Annotated in this window: 24 protein-coding genes; 9 read left to right on the top strand and 15 right to left on the bottom strand. The window is 74.7% G+C overall.

The window, feature by feature from the left end:
• Positions 1–52: 52 nt before the first annotated feature.
• The 5 genes from ACFVFQ_RS23515 to ACFVFQ_RS23495 all read right to left on the bottom strand — a co-directional run bounded on the left by ACFVFQ_RS23515 (position 53) and on the right by ACFVFQ_RS23495 (position 3,360).
• Positions 53–655 (bottom strand): hypothetical protein, encoded by a 603-nt coding sequence (locus ACFVFQ_RS23515; RefSeq protein ID WP_383419189.1) that lies wholly within the window; start codon positions 653–655, stop codon positions 53–55.
• 233 nt (positions 656–888) lie between these two features.
• Complete coding sequence (locus ACFVFQ_RS23510; protein WP_383419187.1) at positions 889–1,347, bottom strand: ATP-binding protein; 459 nt, start codon at positions 1,345–1,347, stop codon at positions 889–891.
• Positions 1,341–1,922 carry an MEDS domain-containing protein gene (locus tag ACFVFQ_RS23505; RefSeq protein WP_383419185.1) on the bottom strand — a complete coding sequence of 194 codons (582 nt, stop codon included), beginning with the start codon at positions 1,920–1,922 and terminating at the stop codon, positions 1,341–1,343. The genes ACFVFQ_RS23510 and ACFVFQ_RS23505 overlap by 7 nt, the downstream gene beginning before the upstream one ends.
• 119 nt (positions 1,923–2,041) lie before the next feature.
• Positions 2,042–2,866 (bottom strand): MOSC domain-containing protein, encoded by an 825-nt coding sequence (locus ACFVFQ_RS23500; protein ID WP_383419183.1) that lies wholly within the window; start codon positions 2,864–2,866, stop codon positions 2,042–2,044.
• Positions 2,867–2,907: 41 nt separating this feature from the next.
• Positions 2,908–3,360 carry a DUF6643 family protein gene (locus ACFVFQ_RS23495; RefSeq protein WP_383419181.1) on the bottom strand — a complete coding sequence of 151 codons (453 nt, stop codon included), beginning with the start codon at positions 3,358–3,360 and terminating at the stop codon, positions 2,908–2,910.
• Positions 3,361–3,614: 254 nt separating this feature from the next.
• Between ACFVFQ_RS23495 and ACFVFQ_RS23490 the strand changes: the two genes are divergently transcribed.
• A complete protein-coding gene (locus ACFVFQ_RS23490; RefSeq protein WP_383419179.1) occupies positions 3,615–5,042 on the top strand; it encodes a TerD family protein in 1,428 nt (475 codons plus the stop codon).
• 31 nt (positions 5,043–5,073) lie between these two features.
• Here ACFVFQ_RS23490 and ACFVFQ_RS23485 read toward each other — a convergent pair whose 3' ends face one another.
• Positions 5,074–6,222, bottom strand: coding sequence for a glycosyltransferase (locus tag ACFVFQ_RS23485; RefSeq protein WP_383419265.1), 1,149 nt, complete (start codon positions 6,220–6,222; stop codon positions 5,074–5,076).
• Between the two features lie 135 nt (positions 6,223–6,357).
• Between ACFVFQ_RS23485 and ACFVFQ_RS23480 the strand changes: the two genes are divergently transcribed.
• The 3 genes from ACFVFQ_RS23480 (at position 6,358) to ACFVFQ_RS23470 (ending at position 8,382) form a co-directional block, all read left to right on the top strand.
• Complete coding sequence (locus ACFVFQ_RS23480) at positions 6,358–7,155, top strand: glutamate racemase (RefSeq protein WP_383419177.1); 798 nt, start codon at positions 6,358–6,360, stop codon at positions 7,153–7,155.
• A gap of 66 nt (positions 7,156–7,221) precedes the next feature.
• Positions 7,222–7,836: a hypothetical protein gene (locus ACFVFQ_RS23475; RefSeq protein ID WP_383419175.1), complete on the top strand. Its 615-nt coding sequence runs from the start codon at positions 7,222–7,224 to the stop codon at positions 7,834–7,836.
• 51 nt (positions 7,837–7,887) lie between these two features.
• Positions 7,888–8,382 carry an NUDIX domain-containing protein gene (locus tag ACFVFQ_RS23470; RefSeq protein WP_383419173.1) on the top strand — a complete coding sequence of 165 codons (495 nt, stop codon included), beginning with the start codon at positions 7,888–7,890 and terminating at the stop codon, positions 8,380–8,382.
• Between the two features lie 40 nt (positions 8,383–8,422).
• Here the strand turns inward: ACFVFQ_RS23470 and ACFVFQ_RS23465 are convergent, their stop codons facing one another.
• Entirely contained in the window at positions 8,423–8,959 is a 537-nt protein-coding gene (locus tag ACFVFQ_RS23465; protein WP_383419171.1) for a hypothetical protein, read from the bottom strand.
• Positions 8,960–9,118: 159 nt separating this feature from the next.
• Between ACFVFQ_RS23465 and ACFVFQ_RS23460 the strand changes: the two genes are divergently transcribed.
• Positions 9,119–9,985 carry a 3-hydroxybutyrate dehydrogenase gene (locus tag ACFVFQ_RS23460; RefSeq protein WP_383419169.1) on the top strand — a complete coding sequence of 289 codons (867 nt, stop codon included), beginning with the start codon at positions 9,119–9,121 and terminating at the stop codon, positions 9,983–9,985.
• A 127-nt stretch (positions 9,986–10,112) separates the two neighbouring features.
• Here ACFVFQ_RS23460 and ACFVFQ_RS23455 read toward each other — a convergent pair whose 3' ends face one another.
• Complete coding sequence (locus ACFVFQ_RS23455; protein ID WP_383419166.1) at positions 10,113–10,547, bottom strand: CBS domain-containing protein; 435 nt, start codon at positions 10,545–10,547, stop codon at positions 10,113–10,115.
• Between the two features lie 348 nt (positions 10,548–10,895).
• Here ACFVFQ_RS23455 and ACFVFQ_RS23450 point away from each other — a divergent pair, with 348 nt between their 5' ends.
• Entirely contained in the window at positions 10,896–12,011 is a 1,116-nt protein-coding gene (locus tag ACFVFQ_RS23450) for a chemotaxis protein (protein ID WP_383419164.1), read from the top strand.
• Positions 12,012–12,111: 100 nt separating this feature from the next.
• Here ACFVFQ_RS23450 and ACFVFQ_RS23445 read toward each other — a convergent pair whose 3' ends face one another.
• Together ACFVFQ_RS23445 and ACFVFQ_RS23440 are read right to left on the bottom strand one after the other, a co-directional pair.
• Complete coding sequence (locus ACFVFQ_RS23445) at positions 12,112–13,431, bottom strand: phosphoribosyltransferase family protein (RefSeq protein ID WP_383419162.1); 1,320 nt, start codon at positions 13,429–13,431, stop codon at positions 12,112–12,114.
• 86 nt (positions 13,432–13,517) lie between these two features.
• On the bottom strand, positions 13,518–14,228 hold the full coding sequence (locus ACFVFQ_RS23440) for a histone deacetylase (RefSeq protein ID WP_383419160.1): 711 nt from the start codon (positions 14,226–14,228) through the stop codon (positions 13,518–13,520).
• Positions 14,229–14,311: 83 nt separating this feature from the next.
• On the opposite strand from ACFVFQ_RS23440, the gene ACFVFQ_RS23435 reads away from it, so the two are divergent.
• Both ACFVFQ_RS23435 and ACFVFQ_RS23430 read left to right on the top strand, forming a co-directional pair.
• Positions 14,312–15,847: an ATP-dependent DNA ligase gene (locus ACFVFQ_RS23435; RefSeq protein WP_383419158.1), complete on the top strand. Its 1,536-nt coding sequence runs from the start codon at positions 14,312–14,314 to the stop codon at positions 15,845–15,847.
• 8 nt (positions 15,848–15,855) lie between these two features.
• Positions 15,856–16,350 (top strand): NUDIX domain-containing protein, encoded by a 495-nt coding sequence (locus tag ACFVFQ_RS23430; RefSeq protein ID WP_383419156.1) that lies wholly within the window; start codon positions 15,856–15,858, stop codon positions 16,348–16,350.
• Between the two features lie 56 nt (positions 16,351–16,406).
• Here the strand turns inward: ACFVFQ_RS23430 and ACFVFQ_RS23425 are convergent, their stop codons facing one another.
• The 4 genes from ACFVFQ_RS23425 to ACFVFQ_RS23410 all read right to left on the bottom strand — a co-directional run bounded on the left by ACFVFQ_RS23425 (position 16,407) and on the right by ACFVFQ_RS23410 (position 20,393).
• Entirely contained in the window at positions 16,407–17,255 is an 849-nt protein-coding gene (locus ACFVFQ_RS23425; RefSeq protein WP_383419154.1) for a carbohydrate ABC transporter permease, read from the bottom strand.
• Entirely contained in the window at positions 17,252–18,163 is a 912-nt protein-coding gene (locus ACFVFQ_RS23420; protein WP_383419152.1) for a carbohydrate ABC transporter permease, read from the bottom strand. Before ACFVFQ_RS23420 ends, ACFVFQ_RS23425 begins: the two co-directional genes overlap by 4 nt.
• Positions 18,144–19,529 carry an ABC transporter substrate-binding protein gene (locus tag ACFVFQ_RS23415; protein WP_383419150.1) on the bottom strand — a complete coding sequence of 462 codons (1,386 nt, stop codon included), beginning with the start codon at positions 19,527–19,529 and terminating at the stop codon, positions 18,144–18,146. Before ACFVFQ_RS23415 ends, ACFVFQ_RS23420 begins: the two co-directional genes overlap by 20 nt.
• A 102-nt stretch (positions 19,530–19,631) precedes the next feature.
• Positions 19,632–20,393: a DeoR/GlpR family DNA-binding transcription regulator gene (locus ACFVFQ_RS23410; RefSeq protein WP_383419148.1), complete on the bottom strand. Its 762-nt coding sequence runs from the start codon at positions 20,391–20,393 to the stop codon at positions 19,632–19,634.
• Between the two features lie 337 nt (positions 20,394–20,730).
• Between ACFVFQ_RS23410 and ACFVFQ_RS23405 the strand changes: the two genes are divergently transcribed.
• Positions 20,731–21,141 carry an STAS domain-containing protein gene (locus ACFVFQ_RS23405; protein ID WP_383419146.1) on the top strand — a complete coding sequence of 137 codons (411 nt, stop codon included), beginning with the start codon at positions 20,731–20,733 and terminating at the stop codon, positions 21,139–21,141.
• Positions 21,142–21,162: 21 nt separating this feature from the next.
• Here ACFVFQ_RS23405 and ACFVFQ_RS23400 read toward each other — a convergent pair whose 3' ends face one another.
• Positions 21,163–22,137 carry a LysR substrate-binding domain-containing protein gene (locus tag ACFVFQ_RS23400; protein WP_383419144.1) on the bottom strand — a complete coding sequence of 325 codons (975 nt, stop codon included), beginning with the start codon at positions 22,135–22,137 and terminating at the stop codon, positions 21,163–21,165.
• Between the last annotated feature and the right edge of the window lie 75 nt (positions 22,138–22,212).

Below are 22,212 nucleotides of genomic sequence, written 5' to 3'. Positions count from 1 at the left end.
AGCGCGCCTGAGGGGTGGTGGTTGCCACGGTCCGTCGCCTGGTCAGCCGCGCTCAACTCCCGGCGTCGGCACGGCCCCAGTCCTGTCCGGCGCGCTCCCACGCCGCGTCCCAGCACCGGTACCGACGCGCCATCAGCTGTCGCACCGCCAGCCGTCGGGCGCCCTCGACGAGCCCCCCGAACGCCACCGCGGTGCCCACCGCGGCCAGCCCCGCGTGGGTGGCCGCGGTGGACTCGTCCATCGGCGGCGGCGCCGGCCGCCCGTGGGTGTCGGTCCACAGCCGGAACTGCTCGCCGGCCCGCACCGGCCGCGGCGCGGCCACCTCCCCGCTGCGCGGCTCGCCGTCCGGCCCGGCCCAACGGGCGAGCACCCGCGGGTGCCCGCTGTGCGGTACGGAGGTGTCCGGGTCGGGGACGACCCTGGCGCCGGCCGCCGGTCGCGCCACCGTCGCCCACACCGGCCGGCGTTCGTGGCGCTGGAGCTGTACGGTCGCCAACAGGGCGCCGTGCGCGGCCCGTCCGGCGAACCAGCCGGCGGTCGGCGCCCCGACGGCGATGAGCAGCGCGGCGCCCAGCGCCAGCCAGGCTTCCCACCGGTCGGTGCGGCGCCGGAGCGGATTGCCCCGCCAGTGCCAGATGCCCCTGATCGCCCGCATCGTGCCCCCTTTCCGTGTCTGTGCATACCGCACGGAGCGGCGTCGATGCGCGCGGCCAGGGAGGCGGGCGGCGACATCGCGCCGCGCGGTGGGCGGGCGGTTCGGGTATCGCACGCCCCAGCAGGCTCATGCGCCCCCGAACTCTCGCTGTTAATGCGGAAGTTGGCGGCATTTTGGTGCAGTTGCGCCGTCCCGCCGAGTCGGCCGGATCGTGCCCCCGTGCGGCGGCACGGTCAGTGCAGCCTGACCGCCACCGTCACCACCGCGCCCTGCCGGTCCGCGGTGCCGGTGCCCGGAGTGACCGCGAACCGGTCCGTCACCAGCCGCGCCAGCCACAGCCCCCGCCCCTTGGGCGCGCCGTCCAGACCCGGCAGCAGCTCCGGGATCACCGTCTCGCTGAAACCGGGGCCGGCATCGCTGATCCGGCACTCCAACTCGTCGCCCACCCGCCGCAGTACCAGCCGTCCCGCGCCGCCGGCGTGCTCCACGGCGTTCCCGGCGATCTCGTCCACGGCCAGCACGAACTCCCCGCGCCGCGGCTCGTTGAGCCCCTCGCGGGCGGCGCACTCCTCGACCAGCAGCCGCAGTTGCGGCAGCAGCCGCGCGGTGAAGCGCCGCTGCAACAAGCGGCGGCCCGGCTCCTCCGCCGGGCCCTCCGCCCCACCGTGACCCGTGGGTTCCGGGTTCAGCACGGCCGCGCTCCTCCCTCGGTCCGAATCGGCGCCCGTCGGGGCACCGCCGCCACGCCCAGCCGCCGCACCCTCCGGTGCCGCCCGCGGTCGCAGCGCACCTCCACCCGCTCGTGGCCCGCCGCGCCCCGGGCCAGCGCGCCCTCCAACGACCGCAACCACGCGGCCCGGTTGGCCGCGTCCGCCTCGCCGACGAAGCACAGCACCCCGCCGGCCCCGAGGTCGGCCACCCGGCCCATGTCGCTGAACGCCCGCAGCCGCGCCAGTTGCCGGGCGGCGGTGAACTCGGCGTCCGGGCGGATCAGTTCGCGCATCGTGGCGATCACCAGCTGGCCGCGCTCGCGGGCCCGGGCCGGGCTGCGGTTCGGGAGGTCGATCCGGGCCAACACCTCGTCCGTCGGCACCCCCGGGCACGGCGGCACCAGGGCCTTCTCGCCGCGGGCCAGCCCGAGCCGGACGCACGCCGTGACCGCCTCCCACCGCACCTCGTCGTCGCCGTAGCCGACGAAGGCATGGTCTCTGGGCCGCAGGGGCTGAACGGGGATGAGGCGTCCGCTCGCGGCGTGGCTGGCAGGCATCGGCACAACAGCTCTCTGTCTCCCCCCGAGGCCCGTCCCGTCGGCGGCGCGGTGCGCGCTCACTGTAGGCAGCCGCCGGGCGGCCCGCAATGAGGGTGGCGGCCGCCGTATGCGCCCCGTCAGTCGAGTATCTCGAACGGGTCGCCGACGCGGAGTGTGCCCGTTGTGCGGGGGATCAGATTCTGGCCGAAGAGCAGCCGGTCGCCGAAGCGTCGGTGCCGGGCGAGCGTGCGCAGCGGCTCCTTGCCGCGGGCGGCGGTGCGCTGGTCGACGGTGGTCACCGCGCAGCGTCCGCTGGGCTTGGCGACCTGGAAGACCACCTCGCCGATCCGCACCCGGCGCCAGTCGTCCTCCGCCCAGGGGGCGGTGCCGTCGAGCACCACATTGGGCCGGAAACGTTCCATGGGCAGGGGGCCCTCGTCGGGCCGATCGCCCTGTGCGATGAGCGAGTTGAGGGCGTCCAGCGAGGCGCTGGTGGTCACCAGGAGGGGAAAGCCGTCGGCGAAGCTGACCATGTCGCCGGGTTCGCTGAAGCGCGGGTCCACGGGCCGGCGCTTGTCGGGGGCGTCCATGTGCACCAGTTGGCACTCGACGCCCATGTAGGCGGCCCACCACGCGGCCGCCTCCGGGCCCGCGGGCACGGCCTGGACGACGTTGCCGAAGACCTCGACCGGGATCGTGGTCACCGGCTCGGGCACCGGGACCACCAGCGGCTCCACCCCTGGCGCGGTCAGCCGCAGACCTCCGCCCGGCAGCTCTTCGGCACGGGCCAACGCCAGCCTCGGGTGCTGGCGTTGGGTGAACTGCCGACCCGCGGTGTCGGCCACCAGCCAGCGCCGGTCCCCGGCCAGCCCCCAAGGCTCGACCACCGCTTCGGCCCGGTCCAAGGCCGTCGTGGCCTTGACCGGATAGACGTGCAGCGACTGGACCCGTGGCATCGACATGGACCCATCCTGCCAGTCGCTTCGGACGTGCGGACGAAGAGTCAGTAGCCGCGCGGGTACTGGCGGCCATACCCCGGGTCGTCGAACGGCGAGGAGGGTCGGGGCGCGACCGGGGCGGCCGGGCGCATCGCCTCGTACCCCGTGCCGGGACCCGGCGCAGGGCGCTGGTGCTGCTGCGGGGGCGGATAGCTGCGGGTCCCTGCCTGCTGCGGGATGTACGGCGCCGGGGTGTGCTGCAACGGGGCGACCGGCTGCGCCGCGGCACCCGGATACCCGCCGGGCCCGGGCGGCGGCGAGGACGCCGAGGGGAGTGCGGGCAGGGCCGAGGGCAGCGCAGGCAACGAGGAACCGGTTTCCCAGGGGGAGGGGTTCACCCGGATCGGAGCGATCTGCGGGGTGCCCCGCTCTGCGACGAGGCTGTCGTAGATGGGGGTGTCCGGGAAGGAGGGCGATGCGTAATAGCCGCCGCTGTAAGTGGAGCGGGGGGAGGTCATGCCTCATAAGTTAAGCCCACGATGTGCCGAATGGGGAGCCTGGAAAGGGGGTTGTTTCAGGTGTTCGGAACGGCCGTGGGTCGCCAATGTGAGCGAAGTTGTGAAAATCGGTCGCGATCGCCCGTAGGGATCGTGTAAAGACCTCGCTTCCCGTAGGTGAACAGGGGGGCGTTCGGGGCGTTCCCGGCCAAGTAGGTTGGTGGGGGCCACGGCTGACGGTGCACGAGGCCACAGGACGACAGGAGGATGCGGCGATGTCGATGCTCAAGGGCGGCAACGTCCCGGTCCCGGCGCCGGCGGTGCGGGTGGAACTAGGCTGGCGGCCGGCCCCCGGGACGCCGGACGTGGACGCCTCCGCGCTGCTCCTGGCGTCCGGACGGGTGCGCGGCGACGCCGACTTCGTCTTCTACAACCAGCCCGTGCACGCCTCGGGCGCGGTCCGCCACGAGGGCAAGCGGCCGGTCGACGGGACGCTGGTGGACGCCCTGAGCATCGACCTCGCCGCCGTCGAGGCGGCCGTCGACACCGTCGTCCTGGCCGCCTCCGCCGACGGCGGCAGCTTCGGCGCCGTCCCCGGCCTCTCCATACGGGTGCTGGACGCGGGCAGCGGCGCCGAACTCGCCCGCTTCGACAGCGCGGACGCCACCACCGAGACCGCGTTCGTGCTCGGCGAGCTCTACCGCCGGCAGGGCGGCTGGAAGTTCCGCGCGGTGGGACAGGGGTACGCCACCGGACTCGCGGGGCTGGCCACCGACTTCGGCATCAGCGTCATGGACGAGCCGGCGCCCGCGCCGGCGCCCGCATCGACCCCCGTGCCCGCCCCGCCGGCTCCGGCGGCGCCGCCCGTACCGCCCGCTCCGCCCGCCCCCATGGCGCCGCCCGCCCCCATGGCGCCGCCCGCCCCCATGGCGCCGCCCGCGCCCCCGGTGGCCCCGCCGCCGACCGGTCAACCGGTGGCGTCAATTCCGCGCCCGCCCGACCCCGTGGCGCCCGCCCCCGCGCCCGCTCCCGTCCGGCTGACGAAGGTCACCCTGACGAAGGAGGTGCCGGCCGTCTCGTTGACGAAGCAGGGTGGCACCTCCGGCGTCATGCGGGTCAACCTCAACTGGCGCGCGGGCGGCGCCGGCAAGCGCCTCGGCAAGAAGCTGGGCCGCACGGCGATGGCGGCGCTCGGCGCCCGCGGCGCGCTGCTGCCGTCCACCGGCGACCTCGACCTGGACCTGTGCGCGCTCTACGAGTTCACCGACGGCTCCGCCGGCGTGGTGCACCCGCTCGCCGGGGCCTTCGGCGACCTGCACGCCCCGCCCTACATCCAACTCGACGGCGACGACCGCACCGGTGCCGTCGCCACCGGCGAGAACCTCACCATCAACCTCGACCATCAGGCCCGCTTCCGCCGCATCCTGATCTTCGTGACGGTCTACGCCGGCGCCCGCAGCTTCGAGGGCCTGGACGCCACCGTCACCCTCCAGCCGCAGCACGGCGCCCCGGTGGAGTTCGCGCTGGACGCCTGCACGGTGCCGGCCACCGTCTGCGCGCTGGCCCTGATCACCAACACCGGCGGCGAACTCGTCGTCCAGCGCGAGGCCCGCTACCTCGTCCCCGCCCCCGGCGTCAGCCCCCAGCGCGCCGTCGACCACGCCTACGGCTGGGGCCTGACGTGGTCCCCGGCCAGCAAGTGACCAGCGAGCAAGTGACCGGCGGGCAATACACCTAGGGCGCCCCGTAGGTGCGGCCCTTCCAGGCCGCGCCGCGCCCCCGGTAGTGCTGCACGGCCGAGTCCACGGTCATCAGGAGGTAGAGCAGCGCGGTGAACGGGAGCAGCGGGGCCAGCCACGGCGGCTGCCGGTAGTAGCGCAGCATCGGCAGGAACGTCCCGCACATCACCGCCCAGGCCGCGCCGCCCAGCGCCGCCGCCAACGGGGCGCCGGCCGCAACTCCCGCCAACAGGGCGGCCGGTGGCGCCAGATACACCAGCGCCAGCCCGAGGACCGTGCCCAACAGGACCACGGGCCGGTGCCGTAGTTGTGCGTAGGCGGTGCGGGACACCATCCGCCACAGCTCCGCCAGCCGCGGATACGGGCGCACGCTGGACACCCGGTCGGCCAGCCCCAACCACACCGCGCCGCCGGCCCGCTGCACCGCCCGCGCCAGCGCCACGTCGTCGATCACCGCGTGCCGGATCGCCTCCGGGACGCCCGCGCGCTCCGCCGCCTCCCGCCGCAGCAGCACGCACCCGCCGGCCGCCGCCGCGGTCCGGGCGCCGCGCCGGTTGACCCACCGGAACGGGTAGAGCTGCCCGAAGAAGTACACGAAGGCCGGCACGATCAGCCGCTCCCAGCCCGTCGCCACCCGCAGTCGGGCCATCTGCGACACCAGGTCCAGCTCCCCGGAGCGGGCCGCGGCCACCAACTCCCGCAGGCTGTCCGGCTCGTGGGCGATGTCCGCGTCGGTCAGCAGCAGGTACTCGGGTGCGCAGCGCTCCCGCGCCAGCGCGATGCCGTGCCGGACCGCCCAGAGCTTCCCCGTCCACCCCGGCTCGGGCGCGCCGGGGGAGGCGACGGTCAGCGGCAGCCCACCGCCGTCGGCCGCCAGGGCGCGGGCGAGCGCGCCGGTGCCGTCCGTGCTCCCGTCGTCGATCAGGAAGACCTCGGCCCGGCCCGGGTACTTCTGTGCCAGCAGCGTCGGCAGGCTCGCCGGCAGCACCGCCGCCTCGTCGCGCGCCGGCACCACCACCGCCACCGACGGCCAGCGGTCCGGATCCCGCCGGGCCGGCAGCCGGACGTCGGTCCGCCAGAAGAAGCCCTGCCCCAACAGCAGCCACAGCCAGGCCAGCAGCGACCCGGCGCCGATCCACGCAATCGCTTCCACGGCCGCAGTGTGCCCCACCGGGACCGCCGCGGACCGGCGCCCGACACGCACCGTCGGGCGTCCGCCCGGTCCGGCCTGCCCGGCCCGGTATGACAAGCGGGCCGGCCCGTTGAGTAAAGTGTCCGGGTGAAGATCGCGCTGATGGACTCCGGAACCGGCCTGCTCCCGGCGGCCGCCGCTGTGCGACGCCTGCGGCCGGACGCGGACCTGATCGTCTCCACCGACCCCGACGGCATGCCGTGGGGCCCGCGCACCCCCGACGACGTCACCGCGCACGCCCTGGCCGTGGCCCGCGCCGCCGCGGCCCACCGCCCGGACGCGCTGATCGTCGCCTGCAACACCGCCTCCGTGCACGCGCTGCCCGCGCTCCGTGCAGAGTTGGAGCCGACCATCCCGGTCGTCGGCACCGTCCCGGCGATCAAGCCCGCCGCGGCCGGCGGCGGCCCGGTCGCCATCTGGGCCACCCCGGCCACCACCGGCAGCCCGTACCAGCAGGACCTGATCGCCCGCTTCGCGCAGGGCGTCGCGGTCACCGGCGTGCCCTGCCCGGGCCTCGCCGACGCTGTCGAGCAGGCCGACGAGGACGCGATCGACGCCGCGGTGGCCGCGGCCGCCGCGCTCACCCCGCCCGACGTCCGGGCCGTCGTCCTGGGCTGCACCCACTACGAGCTGGTCGCCGAGCGCATCCGCGCCGCCGTCCAACAGCCCGGCGCCGCGCCCCTGGTGCTGCACGGCTCCGCCGAGGCGGTCGCCGCCCAGGCGCTCCGCCGGGCCGGCGCCGAACCGGCCCCCGCGGCGGCCCCCACCGGCACCCTCCAGGTGCTGCTCAGCGGCCGCCCGGGCCCGCTGCCCGAGGTGGTCCTGGCCTACGCCGAGGGTCGGCTGCTCGCCGGCGCCGTCCCGGCCGCCCCGCACAGCGCCTGACGCACGGGGCGTCACCGCCCGTTCCGTGCGCTGCCCCAGGGTGCGAAGGCGCGTACGCTGCGTCCCATGAGGGACCACCCCCACGAGGGGGCCGCAGCCCCCGATGAGCACCCCGGCGCGGACGCCGCCCCGGGCGGTGTCCGCCCCACCGGCGGCTCCCACCCGGAGATCCCCGCGGTCTGGCACGGCAGCGCCACCAACCGCTTCCAGTGGCTGCTGGCCGGCATCGGCGCGGCCTGCCTGGCGCTGGGCGTCGGGCTCGCCGTCAACAGCACCTGGACCTCCGGCCTGGCCCCCCTGGTGATGGCCGTGGTCGGCTGCGTCGCGGCCGGGCTGCTGGTGCTCTTCGGCACCCTCGCCTTCGTCCGCGTCGCGGTCCGGGTCGACGCGGACTGCCTGGAGGTGCGCTGCGGCCACATCGGAGTGCCGCGCCGCCGGATCCCCCTGGACACGGTCGTCGACGCCGACTTCGCGCCCCGCGTCACCCCGCGCCACTGGGGCGGCTGGGGCTACCGCTGGCGCCCCGAGCAGGGCACCGCCGTGGTCGTCCGCCGCGGCGAGGCGCTGGTGCTCCGGCTCGGCGACGGGCGCACCTTCACCGTCACCGTGGACGACGCCCAGGGCGCGGTGGCCTGCGTCCGAGAACGGCTCCGACTGCGCCGGCCGACGTCGGCGGCCTAGGGCGTCAACGGGCCGGGCGGCACCGATCGTCGGGTCCCGTAGGGTCGGTGCATGGCAACCCCCGATTTCATCCGCGACCTCCGGGCCGACATCGGCACCAAGCTGCTGTGGCTGCCCGGGGTGAGCGCGGTGGTCTTCGACGACGACGGGCGGGTACTGCTCGCCAGGCGCGCGGACACCGGCGGCTGGTCGGTGATCGGCGGCATCCCCGAGCCCGGTGAGCAGCCCGCCGAGACCGCGGTCCGCGAGGTCCACGAGGAGACCGCGGTGCACGCCGTCCCCGAGGGCGTGGTCCTGGTCGAGGCCATGGCACCGGTCCGGTATCCGAACGGGGACGCGTGCCAGTTCATGGACATCACGCTGCGCTGCCGGGCGGTCGGCGGCGAGGCGCGGGTCAACGACGACGAGTCGCTCGACGTCGGCTGGTTCCCGATCGATGCGCTGCCGGAGCTGGACGACTACGCGCGCAGCCGTATCGAGAAGGCGCGTCAGGCCGGCCCGACGTGGTTCCGGGGGATGCGGGAGGCGGAGTCGAGCCAGGGCTAGGACACTTCTGCCCGATGGGTCATGGTCGGGGTCGGGGCGCCTACAGCTCGGTGGTCGAGGGTTGGCCGTTCGGGAGCGAGGACTCGTCGGGCGCGCTGGGGAGCTCCGAGCCGTCCGGCGGGCCGTTGGGGTCGCCGCCCTGGTCGGCCTCCTCGGTGTGCATCTCCCGTTCGCCGCGCCGGCACTCGGTGACCCAGGTGCCGGTCGGGCCGCCGTCGTAGTGGCAGGACCAGCCGCGCACGGCCAGCGATCCGGGGAGCTTGCGGGACTGCGGTGGCGCCCGCAGGAAGAACTCCTTCATCACCGCGCGGACCTCCCCGCAGCCCACCGTGCCGCCGGCGCCGGGGTCCGCGAACAGCGCGACGCCGTGCGCCTGGCCCAGCGCGTCGGCGATCTCGCCGCAGCTCACCGGCTGGCCCGGGACGGTGGGGGAGGCCGGCGCTTGTGGGGTGCCGTACGGGCCGGCGCCGGGGGCGGACGGGGACGAGGCCGGTGTCTCCCCCAGGCCCTCTCCGGCCCCGCAGCCGGTGGCCGCCAGGGCGAGCAGCACGGTCGGCACGGCGAGCAACCTGTGCATGTCGGCCTCCTAGGGCGGCGGTGCGCAGTCGGCCCGCCATGTCGTTCGACGCTAGGAGGCCGGGTGTGGCGGTGGCACGCGGGGGCGGCCGTTCGGGTGAGTGTCGCAGGCCGCTCCGGGAGGCTGTTGCGGCGGGGACTTCGCTGCGATCATGCGCAGATGACCGCGAGCAGCAGACCCGGTGTGCCGGCCGCGCCGGGCACCCCTCCCAGGCCCGCTACCCCGGGCACCCCTCCCGTACCCGGTGTGCCGGGGCCGGTCTCCCTCGATCTGCGTGGCCGGGTCGCCCTGGTCACCGGCGCCGCCAGCGGTATCGGGCGGGCCTGTGCCCACCGGCTGGCGGCCGCCGGCGCCACCGTGCGCGCCGTCGACCGGGACGCCGACGGCCTCGCCGGTCTGGTGGCGGAGGCGCCCGACACCGCCCCCGGCACCATCGAGCCGCACCCCCTGGACCTCACCGACCTGGACGCCGCGGAGCGGAGCGCGGCCGGCTGCGACGTGCTGGTCAACAACGCCGGCATCCAACTCGTCCGCCCCATCGAGGAGTTCCCGCCCGAGGTGTTCCACCAGGTGTTGACGGTGATGCTGGAGGCGCCGTTCCGGCTGCTGCGCGGGGCGCTGCCGCACATGTACGGGCAGGGTTGGGGCCGAATCGTCAACGTCTCGTCCGTGCACGGGCTGCGGGCCTCGCCGTTCAAGTCCGCCTACGTCGCCGCCAAGCACGGGCTGGAGGGGCTGTCCAAGACGGCCGCCCTGGAGGGCGCCGCGCACGGGGTGACCAGCAACTGCGTCAACCCCGGCTATGTCCGCACGCCCCTCGTGGAGCGGCAGCTCGCCGACCAGGCCGCCGCCCACGGCATCCCGGAGGAGCGGGTGTTGACCGAGGTGCTGCTGGTCGACTCGGCGCTCAAGCGGCTCATCGAGCCGGCGGAGGTCGCCGAGGCGGTGGCGTATCTGTGCACCCCGCAGGCGTCCTTCATGACCGGGGCGTCGCTGGCCCTGGACGGCGGGTGGACCGCGCACTGAGTCGTCGGAGAGGCCCGGGCACCCCGTGTGCGCCCGTGGTGGGGCGCGTCAACGCACCGGCCAACGGCGTCCGTTGGCCGGGCCGCTGCGCAACGCGTCCCGGGCGCCGCGTAGTGAGGGGTGGGGGTCAGGCGCTCGCGTAGACGCGGTTGGCGAATTCGGCGACCTGGGCGTCGGTGAGGCTCTTGGCCAGATTGGCCTCGGTGATCATGCCGACCAGTTGGTGACCGCCCTTGACGTCGATCACCGGGAGGCGCTTGATCCGGTGTTGCTCCATGGTGCGCAGGACGTCTTTGGCGTCCGCGTCGGCGTCGATCCAGTGGATCTTGCTCTGCAGCGAACCGGCCTGCACCGTCGACGGGTCGATGCCCTCGGCGCAGCACTTGATGACGATGTCACGATCGGTGATCATGCCCGTCAGCTTGTTGTTGTCGCCGCAGATGGGCAGTGCGCCGACCCTCAAATCGCGCATCATCTGTGCCGCGTCCTTCAACGACTGGTGCGCGCCGACGCATTGCACGCCACCGGTCATGATGTCCCGGGCTCGCAGGTTGCCGGCCATGATTCCTCCCGCTGTCGCAGGGTTCGGTGTTCTGGGGGTGTTTCGGGTGCTACCGAGCGTTCTTGGGAGCGTTGTGGGAGTGCTCCTGGGACGTTCAGCGCATGGCGTCCGCGCGGTGCGCGGGGCGTCTTTTCTTCGATGACACCACGGATGGTGCAAGGTCGCTTCCGGGGCCGGGAGGCGGTTGTGCGGGGGGCAATCCCGCGGCCACGGGGGCGGGATGCGGCGGTCTGCGCACCTGCTGCCCGACCGGGGAATCGGGCATATCGTTCGTAGTACCGCGGTTCCGCTGCCCCTCTGCGGTTCCGCTTCCGCCTCGTGAATCCCCGCACCGAAAGAAGGGTTCCGATGCATGCTGCGCTCAGCTCCGCTGACCTCGCCGAACTCCGCCGGCAGCGGCCCTATCCGGCCGTGTCGGTGCTGCTGCCCACGCACCGCCGTGAGCCGGACAGTGCACAGGACCCGGTCCTGCTGCGGAACATGCTGGCGGAGGCCAAGGAGCGGCTCCAGGACGATCCGGACGTCTCCAGGGAGCGACGGATCGATGTCATCGAGCAGTTGGACCGGGCGGCGTCGGAGATCGACCTGACGCATGCCGAGGAGGGCATGGTCGTCTTCGCGGCGCCGGGGGAGCACCAGGTGTGGTCGCTGGGCCGTGCGGTCCCGGCCCGGGTGGTGCTCTCGGACACCTTCCTCACCCGCAACCTGGTTGCCGCGCAGGCCGCCGAGCATCCGTTCTGGGTGCTGGCGCTCTCCGCCGACCGCGTCAGCCTGTGGAGCGGTGCGGTGGACCGCGTCACCGAGGTGCACCGGGGCGGATTCCCGCTGACCCGCAGCCTGGTGGACCCCGATCCGGAGGACCAGTTGCAGGTGGGCGACGTGCCCAGCACCTTCCGTGACGAGCACACCCGCAGGTTCCTGCGGGACGCGGACACCGCGCTCGCGGCCGTCGTCAGGACCGATCCGCGGCCGCTGTACGTGGTCGGCGAGGCGGCGGCGCTCTCGCTGTTCGACGATGCCGGGACGGTCGTGCGGGGTGGCACCGGCACCAAGATCGCGGTGACCCAGGTGCCGCAGACGGGGCTGGCGAGTGGCCCGCCGGACGCGCTGTGGCAGGCGATCCGCCCGTATGCCGAGAAGCGCGCGGAGGCCGAAGTCGCCGATGTGCTGGCCGAATTGGACCGGGCGCGCGGTCGCCGGGCCTTCGCGGCCGGTGTGGACGAGCTCCGGCAGAACGCCGAGGTGGGCCGGGTCGCGCTGCTGGCGGTGGAGGAGAACTACCGGGAGACCGTGCGGGAGGCCGGCGGCCACCTCATGCCGGCCGAGCCCGGCGCCCGGGACGCCGTCGAGGACATCGTGGACTCGATCGTGGAGCGGTCGTTGGACACCGGCGCGGAGGTGCGGTTCGTCCCCGACGGTGTGCTCGCCGAGGTCGGCGGGATCGCGGGGACGTTGCGGTACTAGGGTCTGTCCGATGGTGTGAGCCGTCGGTCCGGGTGCGCGGCGGTCGGTGCCCCAACGAGCGGGGCGCCGGCCGCCGTTGCGGTCCAGGTGTGCGGTACGCCTACGCCGGCTGCAGGTGGAAGTGGCGGGTGAACCAGTCGCGGGCGAGCGCGGAGACCTGGTCCAGGGCGCCCCGTTCCTCGAAGAGATGGGTGGCGCCGGGGACAATTTCGAGCTTGTTCTCGCAGGTCAGTGCCGACTGGGCCTGGCGGTTGAGATCCAGGACCAGGGTGTCGGCGCCGCCGACGATCAGCAGCGTCGGGGCCCGGACGGAGGCGAGCAGCGAGCGGCCGGCGAGGTCGGGGCGGCCGCCGCGGGAGACCACGGCGCCGATCTCCGCATCCGGGTAGGCGGCGGCCCGTAGCGCGGCCGCGGCGCCGGTGCTGGCGCCGAAGTAGCCGATCGGCACGGACTCGCGGTCTTGCAGCCAGCGGGTGGCGTCGGCCAACCGCCGGGCCAGGGTGTCGATGTCGAAGACCTTGGCCCGGTCGAACTCCTCGGCCGGGGTGAGCAGATCGAAGAGCAGGGTGCCCAGTCCCGCGCGGTTCAGGGCCACGGCCACCGCGCGGTTGCGGGGGCTGTGCCGGCTGCTGCCGGAGCCGTGCGCGAACATCACCACCGGTCCGCCCGGCGCGGGCAGCGTCAGGTCCCCGGTCAGCCGGACCGGACCGGCGTCGATCCGCACCTCCTCCGGCTCGCCCGCGCCGCGCGCCGTCCGGGCGCGGGCGCCGGCCCGGGGAGCGGTGCCGGCCGCGGCCTGCGCCAGCAGGGAGACCACCTCGTCGTCCGAGGTCTGGGAGAAGTCCTCGTACCACTCGCCCACCGCGGAGAACGCGTACGGGGTGGAGAGGCAGACGAACTCGTCGGCCAGGGTGCGCAGTCGCTCGGCGGCGTCCGGCGGCGCCACCGGGACGGCCAGCACGACCCGGGCCGCGCCCTGGGCGCGGACGACCTGGCAGGCGGCCGCCGCGGTCGAACCGGTCGCGATGCCGTCGTCGATGACGATCGCGGTCCGGCCGTCCAGTGGCAGGCGCGCCCGGCCGGCCCGGAAGCGCCCGGCCTGGCGGGTCAGTTCGGCCTCCTCGGCGCGCTGTACCGAGGCGACGTCCTCGGGCCCGACCCGCCCCCGGCGGATGATGTCGTCGCTGAGCACCCGCACCCCGCCCTCGCCGATCGCGCCGAAGCCCAGCTCCCGTTGGTACGGGACGCCCAGCTTGCGGACCACGATCACGTCGAGGGGGGCGCGCAGGGCCTGGGCCACCTGATAGGCCACCGGGACCCCGCCGCGAGGCAGGCCCAGGACGACGGGTTCTTCCTGTTCCAGGTGGCGCAACGCCTCGGCCAGCTGCCGTCCGGCGTCCGCTCGGTCAGTGAACAGCACAGTGTGCACCCCCTAGCCAGGGGAGTCAGAAGCCACGTCCACACCTACGTCCGGCATAACGCCGCTCGGGGGCTTCTGCAAGTCGGTCACGGGGCGGGGGTGGGGCCCGGGTGGTCCGGGGCGAGCAGGGCCGCGATGTCCGCCGTCGACCACCGTGGGTGCACCCCCGGGCACGCGGCGAGATAGGCCGCGGTGCGGTGCGGGGGCCAGCCGTGGGCGGCGCCGATGCCGGCCGCGATATGGCGGAGGTAGGCGGCGGACGGCGGGTTCGGGGGCACGTCCGCGCGGTGCCAGGGGGCGGTGAAGGTCAGTACCGGGTGGCCGTCGAGCCGGCCGGGGCAGAGCAGCGTCTCGTAGCGGCCGGGGCCCAGTCGGTCGCGGCCGTGGGTGAGGACCGGCGTCAGGTCGAGGTCCGCGGTCGGGTCCCGGTACATCTCCTGGGCGGCCACGTCGGAGAATTGAGAGAGCGTCAGGAGATAGGCGTGGCAGGGGAGTTCGCCGTCGGCGTCGGGGTCGTAGAAGGCGCGGCCGCCGGTCCAGACCGCCGACTCGGTGGCGAAGTACAGGCGGCCGCGCAGCAGGAGGGGTGCGCTGCGCCGCGGCGGGCGGGGGTCGCGGCACCCGGGGAAGTCGCGCAGCCCGCCCGGTGGGCGGCCGCCGGTGAGGTAGTAGCCGAGCCGTTCCGGGTGGGCGTTGGAGCCGTAGGCGGCGTACCAGACGTACGAGGCGGTGGCCGGGGTGGGGCCGTCGCCGTCGGAAGGGGCGTCGAGGGGGGTCGGGACGCGGGGCGCGGTCACCTCTTCACGGTAGCGCCCGGGGTGGGGCCCGGTGCCGGGCCGTTGCGGAAGCGGTCGGGGCGTCGCGGGGGCAGGATGACCGTATGTTGCTCGCGGCGCTCGCACAGGTGTCGGCGGAGGTCGCCGCCGCCTCGGCCCGGTCGCGGAAGGTCGCGCTGCTGGCCGGGCTCTTCCGGGCCGCCGACCCTAAGGACGCCCCGCTGGTCATCCCCTACCTGGCCGGGCGGCTGCCCCAGGGGCGGATCGGGGTCGGCTGGAGCGTGCTGCGCGACCCGCCGCCGCCCGCGGCCGCGGCCACCCTCACCGTCCGCGGGGTGGACGCCGCGCTGACCGCCCTGGCCCACGTCGCCGGCCCCGGCGCGCAGGCCGAACGGCGGCGCCTGGTCCGGGAACTGTTCGCCGCGGCCACCGCCCAGGAACAGCGGTTCCTGTACGGGCTGTTGACCGGCGAGGTGCGGCAGGGCGCCCTGGACGCGCTGGCCGTCGAGGGGCTCGCCGCGGCCACCGGTGCGCCCGCGGACGCGGTGCGGCGGGCCGTGATGCTCGCCGGCTCGCTCCCGGACGTCGCCGCCGCGCTGCTCGCCGAGGGCCCGCCGGCGCTGGCCGGCTTCCGGCTCACCGTCGGCCGCCCCGTCGGGCCGATGCTCGCGGGGACCGCCGGCTCCGTCGACGAGGCGATCGACCGGCTCGGCCGCTGCGCGGTGGAGGAGAAGCTGGACGGCATCCGGGTCCAGGTGCACCGGGACGGCCCGGACGTGCGGATCCACACCCGCACCCTGGACGAGGTCACCGACCGGCTGCCCGAAGTCGTGGATGTCGTACGGGAGTTGGACGCCGCGCGGTGCATCCTCGACGGGGAGGTGATCGCGCTCGGGGCGGACGGGCGGCCGGTGCCGTTCCAGCGGGTCGCCGGCCGGTTCGGCTCCCGTACCAACGTCGACGCGGCCCGCGCGGCACTCCCGCTGACCCCGGTCTTCTTCGACCTCCTCGCGCTCGGCGACCGCGAGCTGCTGGATCTTCCGGGGGCGGAGCGGGCCGCCGAACTCGCCGCGCTCGTACCGGAGTCGGCGCGGGTGCGGCGGCTCGTCGTGGCGGAGCCGGACGACGCCGGGGCGCGGGCCGCCGCCGCGGAGTTCTTCGCCGCAGCCCTGCGCCGCGGCCACGAGGGCGTCGTGGTCAAGGCGCTCCACGCCCCCTACAACGCCGGCCGCCGGGGCGCCGGTTGGCTCAAGGTGAAGCCGGTGCACACCCTGGACCTGGTGGTCCTGGCGGCCGAGTGGGGGCACGGTCGGCGCACCGGCCGGCTCTCCAACCTGCACCTCGGGGCGCGGACCGCGGACGGCGGCTTCGTCATGCTGGGCAAGACCTTCAAGGGCCTGACCGACGCCACCCTGGACTGGCAGACCGAACGGCTGCGGGAGCGGGCGGTGGCGGACGACGGCCATGTGGTGACGGTCCGCCCGGAACTCGTCGTGGAGATCGCCTACGACGGGCTCCAGACCTCGCCCCGCTATCCGGCCGGCGTCACCCTGCGCTTCGCCCGCGTGGTGCGTTACCGGGAGGACAAGACGGCGGCGGAGGCCGACACGATCGAGACGGTGCTGGCGGGGCGGCGGTGACGGCACGCATGGCCGGGACCGGGAAGCGCAGTGCCGGGCTGCTGCTGCACCGCAGGGGTGCGGGCGGCGGCGTCGAGGTGCTGTTGGCGCACATGGGCGGGCCGTTGTGGGCCCGTCGGGACGCGGGGGCGTGGACCGTGCCGAAGGGGGAGTACCTGCCGCCGGAGGAGCCGTTGGCTGCGGCCCGGCGGGAGTTCGCCGAGGAGTTGGGGACGGCGCCGCCGGACGGCCGGTGTGTACCACTGGGGGAGGTCCGGCAGTCCGGCGGCAAGGTGGTGACGGTCTGGGCCGTCGCGGGCGACCTCGATCCGGACCGGATCGTGCCCGGCACCTTCGAGATGGAGTGGCCGCGCGGCTCCGGGGTCCTGCGCAGCTTCCCGGAGATCGACCGGGTGGCCTGGTGCACGCCCAAGGAGGCCCGCGAGCGGCTGGTCACGGCCCAACGGGCGTTCGTCGACCGGCTGGTGGCGCTCCTCGACGACGCGCCCCATGGCGGCGGCTGACCGGTCCGGCCACCCCCGTCACTCCCATCGCACCCCTAACTCCCGCCGCCCCGGCTTCACTTCACCGCGCCCAGCGACAGCCCCTGCACCAGCTTGTCCTGGGCGGCGAAGCCGGCGACCAGCACCGGCAGCGACACCACGGTGGCCGCCGCGCACACCTTCGCCAGGAACAGGCCCTGGCTGGTCACCAGGCCGGTCAGGAACACCGGGGAGGTGCCGGCCACGATGCCCGTCAACACCCGGGCGAACAGCAGCTCGTTCCAGCTGAAGATGAAGGAGATCAGCGCGGTCGCGGCCAGGCCCGGCAGGGCGACCGGCGCCACGATCCGTAGCAGCGTGGTGGGCAGCCCGGCCCCGTCGAGCGAGGCGGCCTCCAGGATCTCCACCGGCACCTCGGCCAGGAAGGACCGCATCATCCACACCGCGATCGGCAGGTTCATCGAGGTGTAGAGGACGACCAGCAGCCAAATGTTGTCCAGCATCCGGGTGTTCTGGGCGACCAGGTAGAGCGGCAGCAGCCCGGCCACCAGCGGCAGCATCTTGGTCGACAGGAAGAAGAACAGCACGTCGCGCCACTTGCGCACCGGCCTGATGGACAGCGCGTACGCCGCCGGGACCGCCAGCACCAGCACCAGCAGTGTCGAAGCCACCGAGGCGGTCAGCGAGTTGAGCAGCGGCGGCCAGGGGCTCACCCCCGCGCCGCCCGCGCCGAAGAACTCCTGATATCCGTGCAGGGTGAGCGGCGCGGTCAGGCTCGGCGGGTTGGTCGCGGCGTCCGTCTCGCGGTGGAAGGAGGTCAGCACCATCCACGCCACCGGCAGGAAGAAGGCCAGCCCGCACAGCCAGGCCACCAGCCCCAGCACACCCCGGGTCCGCCGCCCGGCCCGGCTCTCTCCTCGCGTCATCGGGTGATCTCCTCGCGCAGCAGGGACGACACGGTGCGCAGGGCGAAGTTCGCCACCAGTAGGGAGCACAGCACCACCACGACGCCCTGCGCGGACGCCCGGCCGTAGTCGTGGGCCTGGTAGAAGGTCTGGTAGATGGTGTAGGGGAGGTTGGCGGTGCCCAGTCCGCCGGAGGTGATGGTGAACACCGCGTCGAAGTTCTGCACGATGTAGACGGTGCCCAGCAGCGCCGCGAGTTCGAGGTAGCGCCGCAGGTGCGGCAGGGTGAGGTGGCGGAAGATGCCGAAGGCGGACGCCCCGTCCATCCGGGCCGCCTCCACCGCGTCCGCCGGCCGGCTCTGCAGGCCGGCCAGCAGGATCAGCATCATGAACGGCGTCCACTGCCAGACCAGTGACAACGCGACGGCCGCCAGCGGGGAGTTGGTCATCCAGTCCGGCTGCGGCGGGTCGCCGGCGCCGAACAGGCGCCACACCCACGTCAGTACGCCGTTGAGCAGCCCGTACGAGGCGTTGTAGAGGGCGTGCTTCCACAGCAGCGCGGCGGCCACCGGCACCACCAGGAACGGGGTGATCAGCAGGGTACGGACCAGGCCCCGGCCGCGGAACCTGCGGTCCAGCAGCAGTGCCAGGCCGAGCCCCAGCAGCAGGCTGGTCAGCACCACCGACACCGTCAGCAGCACCGTCGTGGCGATCGACGCGCGCAGCGCCGGGTCGGTGACCACCGCCCGGTAGTTGTCCAGGGCGGCGAATCCGCGGTGGTCGGGGGCGAGCGCGTTCCAGCGCAGGAAGGAGATCACCACCGTTGCCACGAACGGGAGTTGGGTGACCGCGATCAGGAAGACCAGGGCGGGCAGCAGCGGGGCCCGCCGGGCCCAGTTCCCGGCCCGGTCAGCGCGCGGTGTACGCATCGGACACCTCCCGCGCCAGCCGCTGGCCGGTCCGCAGCGCGTCGGCGACGCTCTGCTTGCCGGCGATCGCCGAGCTGATCTCCTGTGACACCTTGGTCCCCAGGTCCGAGAACTCCGGTATGCCCACGAACTGGATGCCGGGCGCCGGCCGCGGCTGCACCCCCGGGGCGTTGGGCCGCGCCGAGGTGATCGCCCGCTCGGTCGCCGCCGCGAACGCCCCGGCCGCCCTGCGGTACGCCGGGTCGCGGTAGGTCGAGGCCCGCTTGCCGCCCGGCACCCGCGACCAGCCCAACTCCCGTCCCGCCAACTGCTCGTAGCCCTTGCCGGACGCCCAGCGGACGAACTTCCAGGCCGCGTCCTGGTGCGTGCTGGCCTTCTGGATGCCCCAGGCCCAGGTGTAGAGCCAGCCCGCGCTGCGGGTCCGCTCGACCGGCGCCGGGGCGTAGCCGATCCTGCCGGCGACGGGGGAGTCCGCGCTCTCCAACGACCCGGCGCCGGCGGTCGCGTCGTACCACATGGCGACCTTGCCCTGCTGCATCGCGTTGAGGCACTCGGTGTAGCCGGCCTGGGGCGCGCCCGGTTCGCCGTGCGCGCGGACCAGGTCGACGTAGAAGCGGACCGCCCGGGCGAACTGTGGACTGTCCACCCCGGCCTTCCAGTTCTTGTCGAACCACGTGCCGCCGAAGGTGTTGACCACCGTCGTCAGCGGCGCGGTGAGCTGCCCCCAACCGGGCTGTCCGCGCAGGCAGATGCCCTTCAGGCCCTTGTGGAAGCCGTCCAACCTGGCGGCCAGGGCGGCGACTTGGGTCCAGGTCGGCCGGGCGGGCATGGTCAGCCCGGCCGCCTTCAGCAGGTCCTTGCGGTACATCAGGAACGACGACTCGCCGTAGAACGGCTCCGCGTAGACCTCGCCGTCGGCGGCGGTGAGCGAGGAGCGCACCGGCGCGAGGACGTCCTTCTGGTCGAACTCCCGGTCCCTGGCGGCCAGTTTGCCCAAGGGGGTGAGCCAGCCGTTGCGGGCGTAGATGGGCGTCTCGTAGTTGCTGAGGCTGGCCACGTCGTACTGTCCGGCCTGGCTGGAGAAGTCCTGGCTCATCTTGTCGCGGAGGTCGTCCTCCGGCAGCACGGTGAAGTGGACGCGGATGCCGGTCTCCTTGGTGAAGTGCTCGGCGGTGAGCCGCTGGAGGTCCACCATCTGCGGGTTGTTGACCATCAGCACGTTGAGGGTGTGCGGACCGCCGTCGTCGGTGCCGCCGGCGCCGCGGTAGCAGCCGGTGGCGGTCAGCGACAGAGCGGCCGCGAGGGCGGCCAGCCGCCTCAGGCGGCGGCCCGCGCCGCCGGGGGCTCCGGGGGATCGTGCGCGCACGGCTCCTGCCTTTCCGGGTGGTTCGGCCCGAGGGACGGGCATGGGCATGCCAGATGTGCTGCCGGCCGGGCCGGCGGCGGTGAGGGGGGAGGGGTGTCGGAGTCAGACCCGGAGCACCTGCGGCCCCAGGAGGGAGTAGCGGTGGGCCTCCGGCGCGGAGAGCCCGGTGTCGGTGACGATCGCGTCGACGTCGCCGATCGCGGCGAACCGGCAGAAGCTGCTGGCCCCGAACTTGCTGTGCACCCCGACCAACACCCGCCGCCGCGACGAGCGCACCGCCTGCGCCTTCACGTCGGCGACCGCCGGATCGGGCGTGGTCAGGCCGTGCTCGCGGGAGATCCCGTTGGCGCCGAGGAAGGCCAGGTCGACCACGAAGCCGGCGAGCATGTCCCGGCACCACGGCCCGACCGTCGCCTGGGTCCCGGCCCGCACCCGCCCGCCGGCCAGCAACACGGTCGTGGTGTCGGACGCCGCCACCAGCGAGGCGGTGCGCAGCGAGGCGGTCAGCACGGTCAGCGGCCGGTCCGTCGGCAGCAGCATCGCGACCAGCTCGGGGGTGTACCCCTCGTCGACGAAGACCGTCTCCGCCTCGCCGACGAGCTGCGCCGCGGCCGCCGCGATCCGCCGCTTCTCCGGCACCTGCTGGGTCTCCCGCCGCGCCAACGTGGTCTCGTAGCCCGCGCTCTCGACCGGGTAGGCCGCGCCGTGCGTGCGCCGGACCAGCCCGCGCCGCTCCAGCTCCCGCAGATCGCGCCGGACGGTCTCGCGGGCCACCCCGAACGCCTCGGCCGCCTCGGCCACCTCCACGCGCCCGGACTGCCGGGCGAGCACCAGCAGGCGGCTCTGGCGTTCCTCGGCCCTCATCGCTCACTCCTGCCCCTGGCGGGATCCGCCCGCCGCGCTCCGTCCGCCCGCTTCCGAACGGTCGCGTCCTGTGCGGATCGCTTTCCGTTCGGTCACAGCGGCGCCCGTTTCTGCCCGCAGCCAGGTTTATAGCAACAGATCACCTGCCCGCCGCCGCCCGTTACGGAACCAAAGCCGCCCGTTTTTGCCCGCTTCCGAAGGCCGTTTTGCGGGCCCCGGCGCGGGTGCCGGGCCCGTTTCCGCCCCTGCGTGCGCCCGTCGCCGCGCCCCGGGCCGGCCAGCGCACGCCGGTGCCACACCGGTGGTGCGGGGTACGACGGCGCTTAGGCTGGACGCCATGAGCTCGGAGATGCGGTCGTTGGCGGTCACCGCACTCGTCCAGGAGGACGAGTGCGCGGTGCTGCGGGTCAGCGGGGAGTTGGACCTCCGCACCGAGCAGACGTTCCTCGCCGAGGCCCGGTCCGTCGTCTCGGCCGGGCACCGCTTCCTCGTGCTGGACCTGACCGCGCTGCGGTTCTGCGACTCCCGCGGCCTGAGCTGCCTGCTCGCCCTGGAGTGGCTCTGCCGGCGCCTGGAGGGCCGGCTGCTGCTGGCGTCCCTGGGCGTACGGATGCTGAAGCTGCTGGTCGGCACGCAGTCGCTGGGGGTCTTCTCCTGCTACCCGACGGTCGGCCACGCGCTGGCCGCGGTCCCCGCCGCCAGCCGCCCCGCGTGGCCACCGGCCCAGGACGCCGACGTCGCGGACTGACCCGGCCACCGAGCCGTGGACTCACGCCTGCGAGCGAAGCGCCGCCGACCGGCCGGTCTGACTCCTGCGTGTGACGTTCCCCGCGCCCGTCCCCGGCTCCGCCTCCGCCCGTAGCGCCGCGATCAGCGCCGTCACCGACGGCCGGCCCCGCGCGGCCGCGCCGACCGCGACCACGATGTGCCGCTCGACGGTCTCCCGCAGCGGCACCGCCACGATGCCCTCCGACCGCAGCCGCAGCATCAGCGCGGTCAGCGGCGCCACCCCCAGACCGGCCCCCACCATCGCCAGCGACGTCGCGGTGTCCGTCACCTCGTGCACCACCCGCGGCTCACCGCCCGCCCGCCGGCAGGCCGTTCGGATCGCCCGCCCGTAATACGAGTCGGCCGGCGGCAGGATCCAGTCGTGCCCCGCGGCCCCGGCCAGCGTCAGCGGGAGCCGCTCCCCCTCCCGGGGCGCCCGCCCGGCCGGCACCGCCAGCGAGAACCGCTCCGACCGCAGCCGCACCAACTCCACCGCGCCATCCCGGTCCAGCGGCGCGTCCGGGTAGTCGAGGCCGAGCGCCACGTCCACCCGCCCCGCCCGCACCTCCCCGTACGCCTGGTCCACGTCCACCTCGCGGCCCACCACCCGCACCGCGGGATGCTGCGCGGCCAACCGCCGCAGGGCCGGCGGCAGCAGCATCGCCGCCGCCGTCCCGAAGACGCCCAGCCGCAGCCGCCCGGCCACCTTCCCGCGGGACCGCTCCAGCGCCGCCACCGCCTCGGCCTGCGCCCCCAGAATCCGCTCGGCGTGCTCCGCCAGCGTCTGCCCGGCGTCCGTCAGCTCCATCCGGCGGCCGGCCCGGCGGACCAACTCGGTGCCGGTGGCCCGCTCCAGCGCGGCGACGTGCTGGGAGACCGCGCCCGGCGTGTAGCCCAGCGCGACCGCGGCGGCCGTCATCGTGCGGCTCCGGGTCAGCTCCAACAGCGTCCGCAGCTGCACCCCCGGCAATTCCACGGCGGGACCCTACCCACCCCTCGCCGAAGCCATCCCCGCCGCCGCAAACCCCCGCGGCCGCACACCTCCTGATAG

This window comes from Streptomyces sp. NPDC057743, assembly GCF_042798755.1.
Classification (GTDB): domain Bacteria; phylum Actinomycetota; class Actinomycetes; order Streptomycetales; family Streptomycetaceae; genus Streptomyces.
Note: the sequence above shows the minus strand (reverse complement) of the source record. Positions and strands in the feature narration are given on the sequence as shown.

Coding starts and splice junctions, on each gene's coding strand:
- ACFVFQ_RS23495 (WP_383419181.1), bottom strand. CDS start 3,360: ATGACCTCCCCCCGCTCCACTTACAGCGGCGGCTATTACGCATCGCCC.
- ACFVFQ_RS23515 (WP_383419189.1), bottom strand. CDS start 655: ATGCGGGCGATCAGGGGCATCTGGCACTGGCGGGGCAATCCGCTCCGG.
- ACFVFQ_RS23455 (WP_383419166.1), bottom strand. CDS start 10,547: ATGGCCGGCAACCTGCGAGCCCGGGACATCATGACCGGTGGCGTGCAA.
- ACFVFQ_RS23405 (WP_383419146.1), top strand. CDS start 20,731: ATGAGCTCGGAGATGCGGTCGTTGGCGGTCACCGCACTCGTCCAGGAG.
- ACFVFQ_RS23435 (WP_383419158.1), top strand. CDS start 14,312: ATGTTGCTCGCGGCGCTCGCACAGGTGTCGGCGGAGGTCGCCGCCGCC.
- ACFVFQ_RS23425 (WP_383419154.1), bottom strand. CDS start 17,255: ATGACGCGAGGAGAGAGCCGGGCCGGGCGGCGGACCCGGGGTGTGCTG.
- ACFVFQ_RS23450 (WP_383419164.1), top strand. CDS start 10,896: ATGCATGCTGCGCTCAGCTCCGCTGACCTCGCCGAACTCCGCCGGCAG.
- ACFVFQ_RS23430 (WP_383419156.1), top strand. CDS start 15,856: ATGGCCGGGACCGGGAAGCGCAGTGCCGGGCTGCTGCTGCACCGCAGG.
- ACFVFQ_RS23470 (WP_383419173.1), top strand. CDS start 7,888: ATGGCAACCCCCGATTTCATCCGCGACCTCCGGGCCGACATCGGCACC.
- ACFVFQ_RS23410 (WP_383419148.1), bottom strand. CDS start 20,393: ATGAGGGCCGAGGAACGCCAGAGCCGCCTGCTGGTGCTCGCCCGGCAG.
- ACFVFQ_RS23420 (WP_383419152.1), bottom strand. CDS start 18,163: ATGCGTACACCGCGCGCTGACCGGGCCGGGAACTGGGCCCGGCGGGCC.
- ACFVFQ_RS23475 (WP_383419175.1), top strand. CDS start 7,222: ATGAGGGACCACCCCCACGAGGGGGCCGCAGCCCCCGATGAGCACCCC.
- ACFVFQ_RS23465 (WP_383419171.1), bottom strand. CDS start 8,959: ATGCACAGGTTGCTCGCCGTGCCGACCGTGCTGCTCGCCCTGGCGGCC.
- ACFVFQ_RS23460 (WP_383419169.1), top strand. CDS start 9,119: ATGACCGCGAGCAGCAGACCCGGTGTGCCGGCCGCGCCGGGCACCCCT.
- ACFVFQ_RS23490 (WP_383419179.1), top strand. CDS start 3,615: ATGTCGATGCTCAAGGGCGGCAACGTCCCGGTCCCGGCGCCGGCGGTG.
- ACFVFQ_RS23500 (WP_383419183.1), bottom strand. CDS start 2,866: ATGTCGATGCCACGGGTCCAGTCGCTGCACGTCTATCCGGTCAAGGCC.
- ACFVFQ_RS23505 (WP_383419185.1), bottom strand. CDS start 1,922: ATGCCTGCCAGCCACGCCGCGAGCGGACGCCTCATCCCCGTTCAGCCC.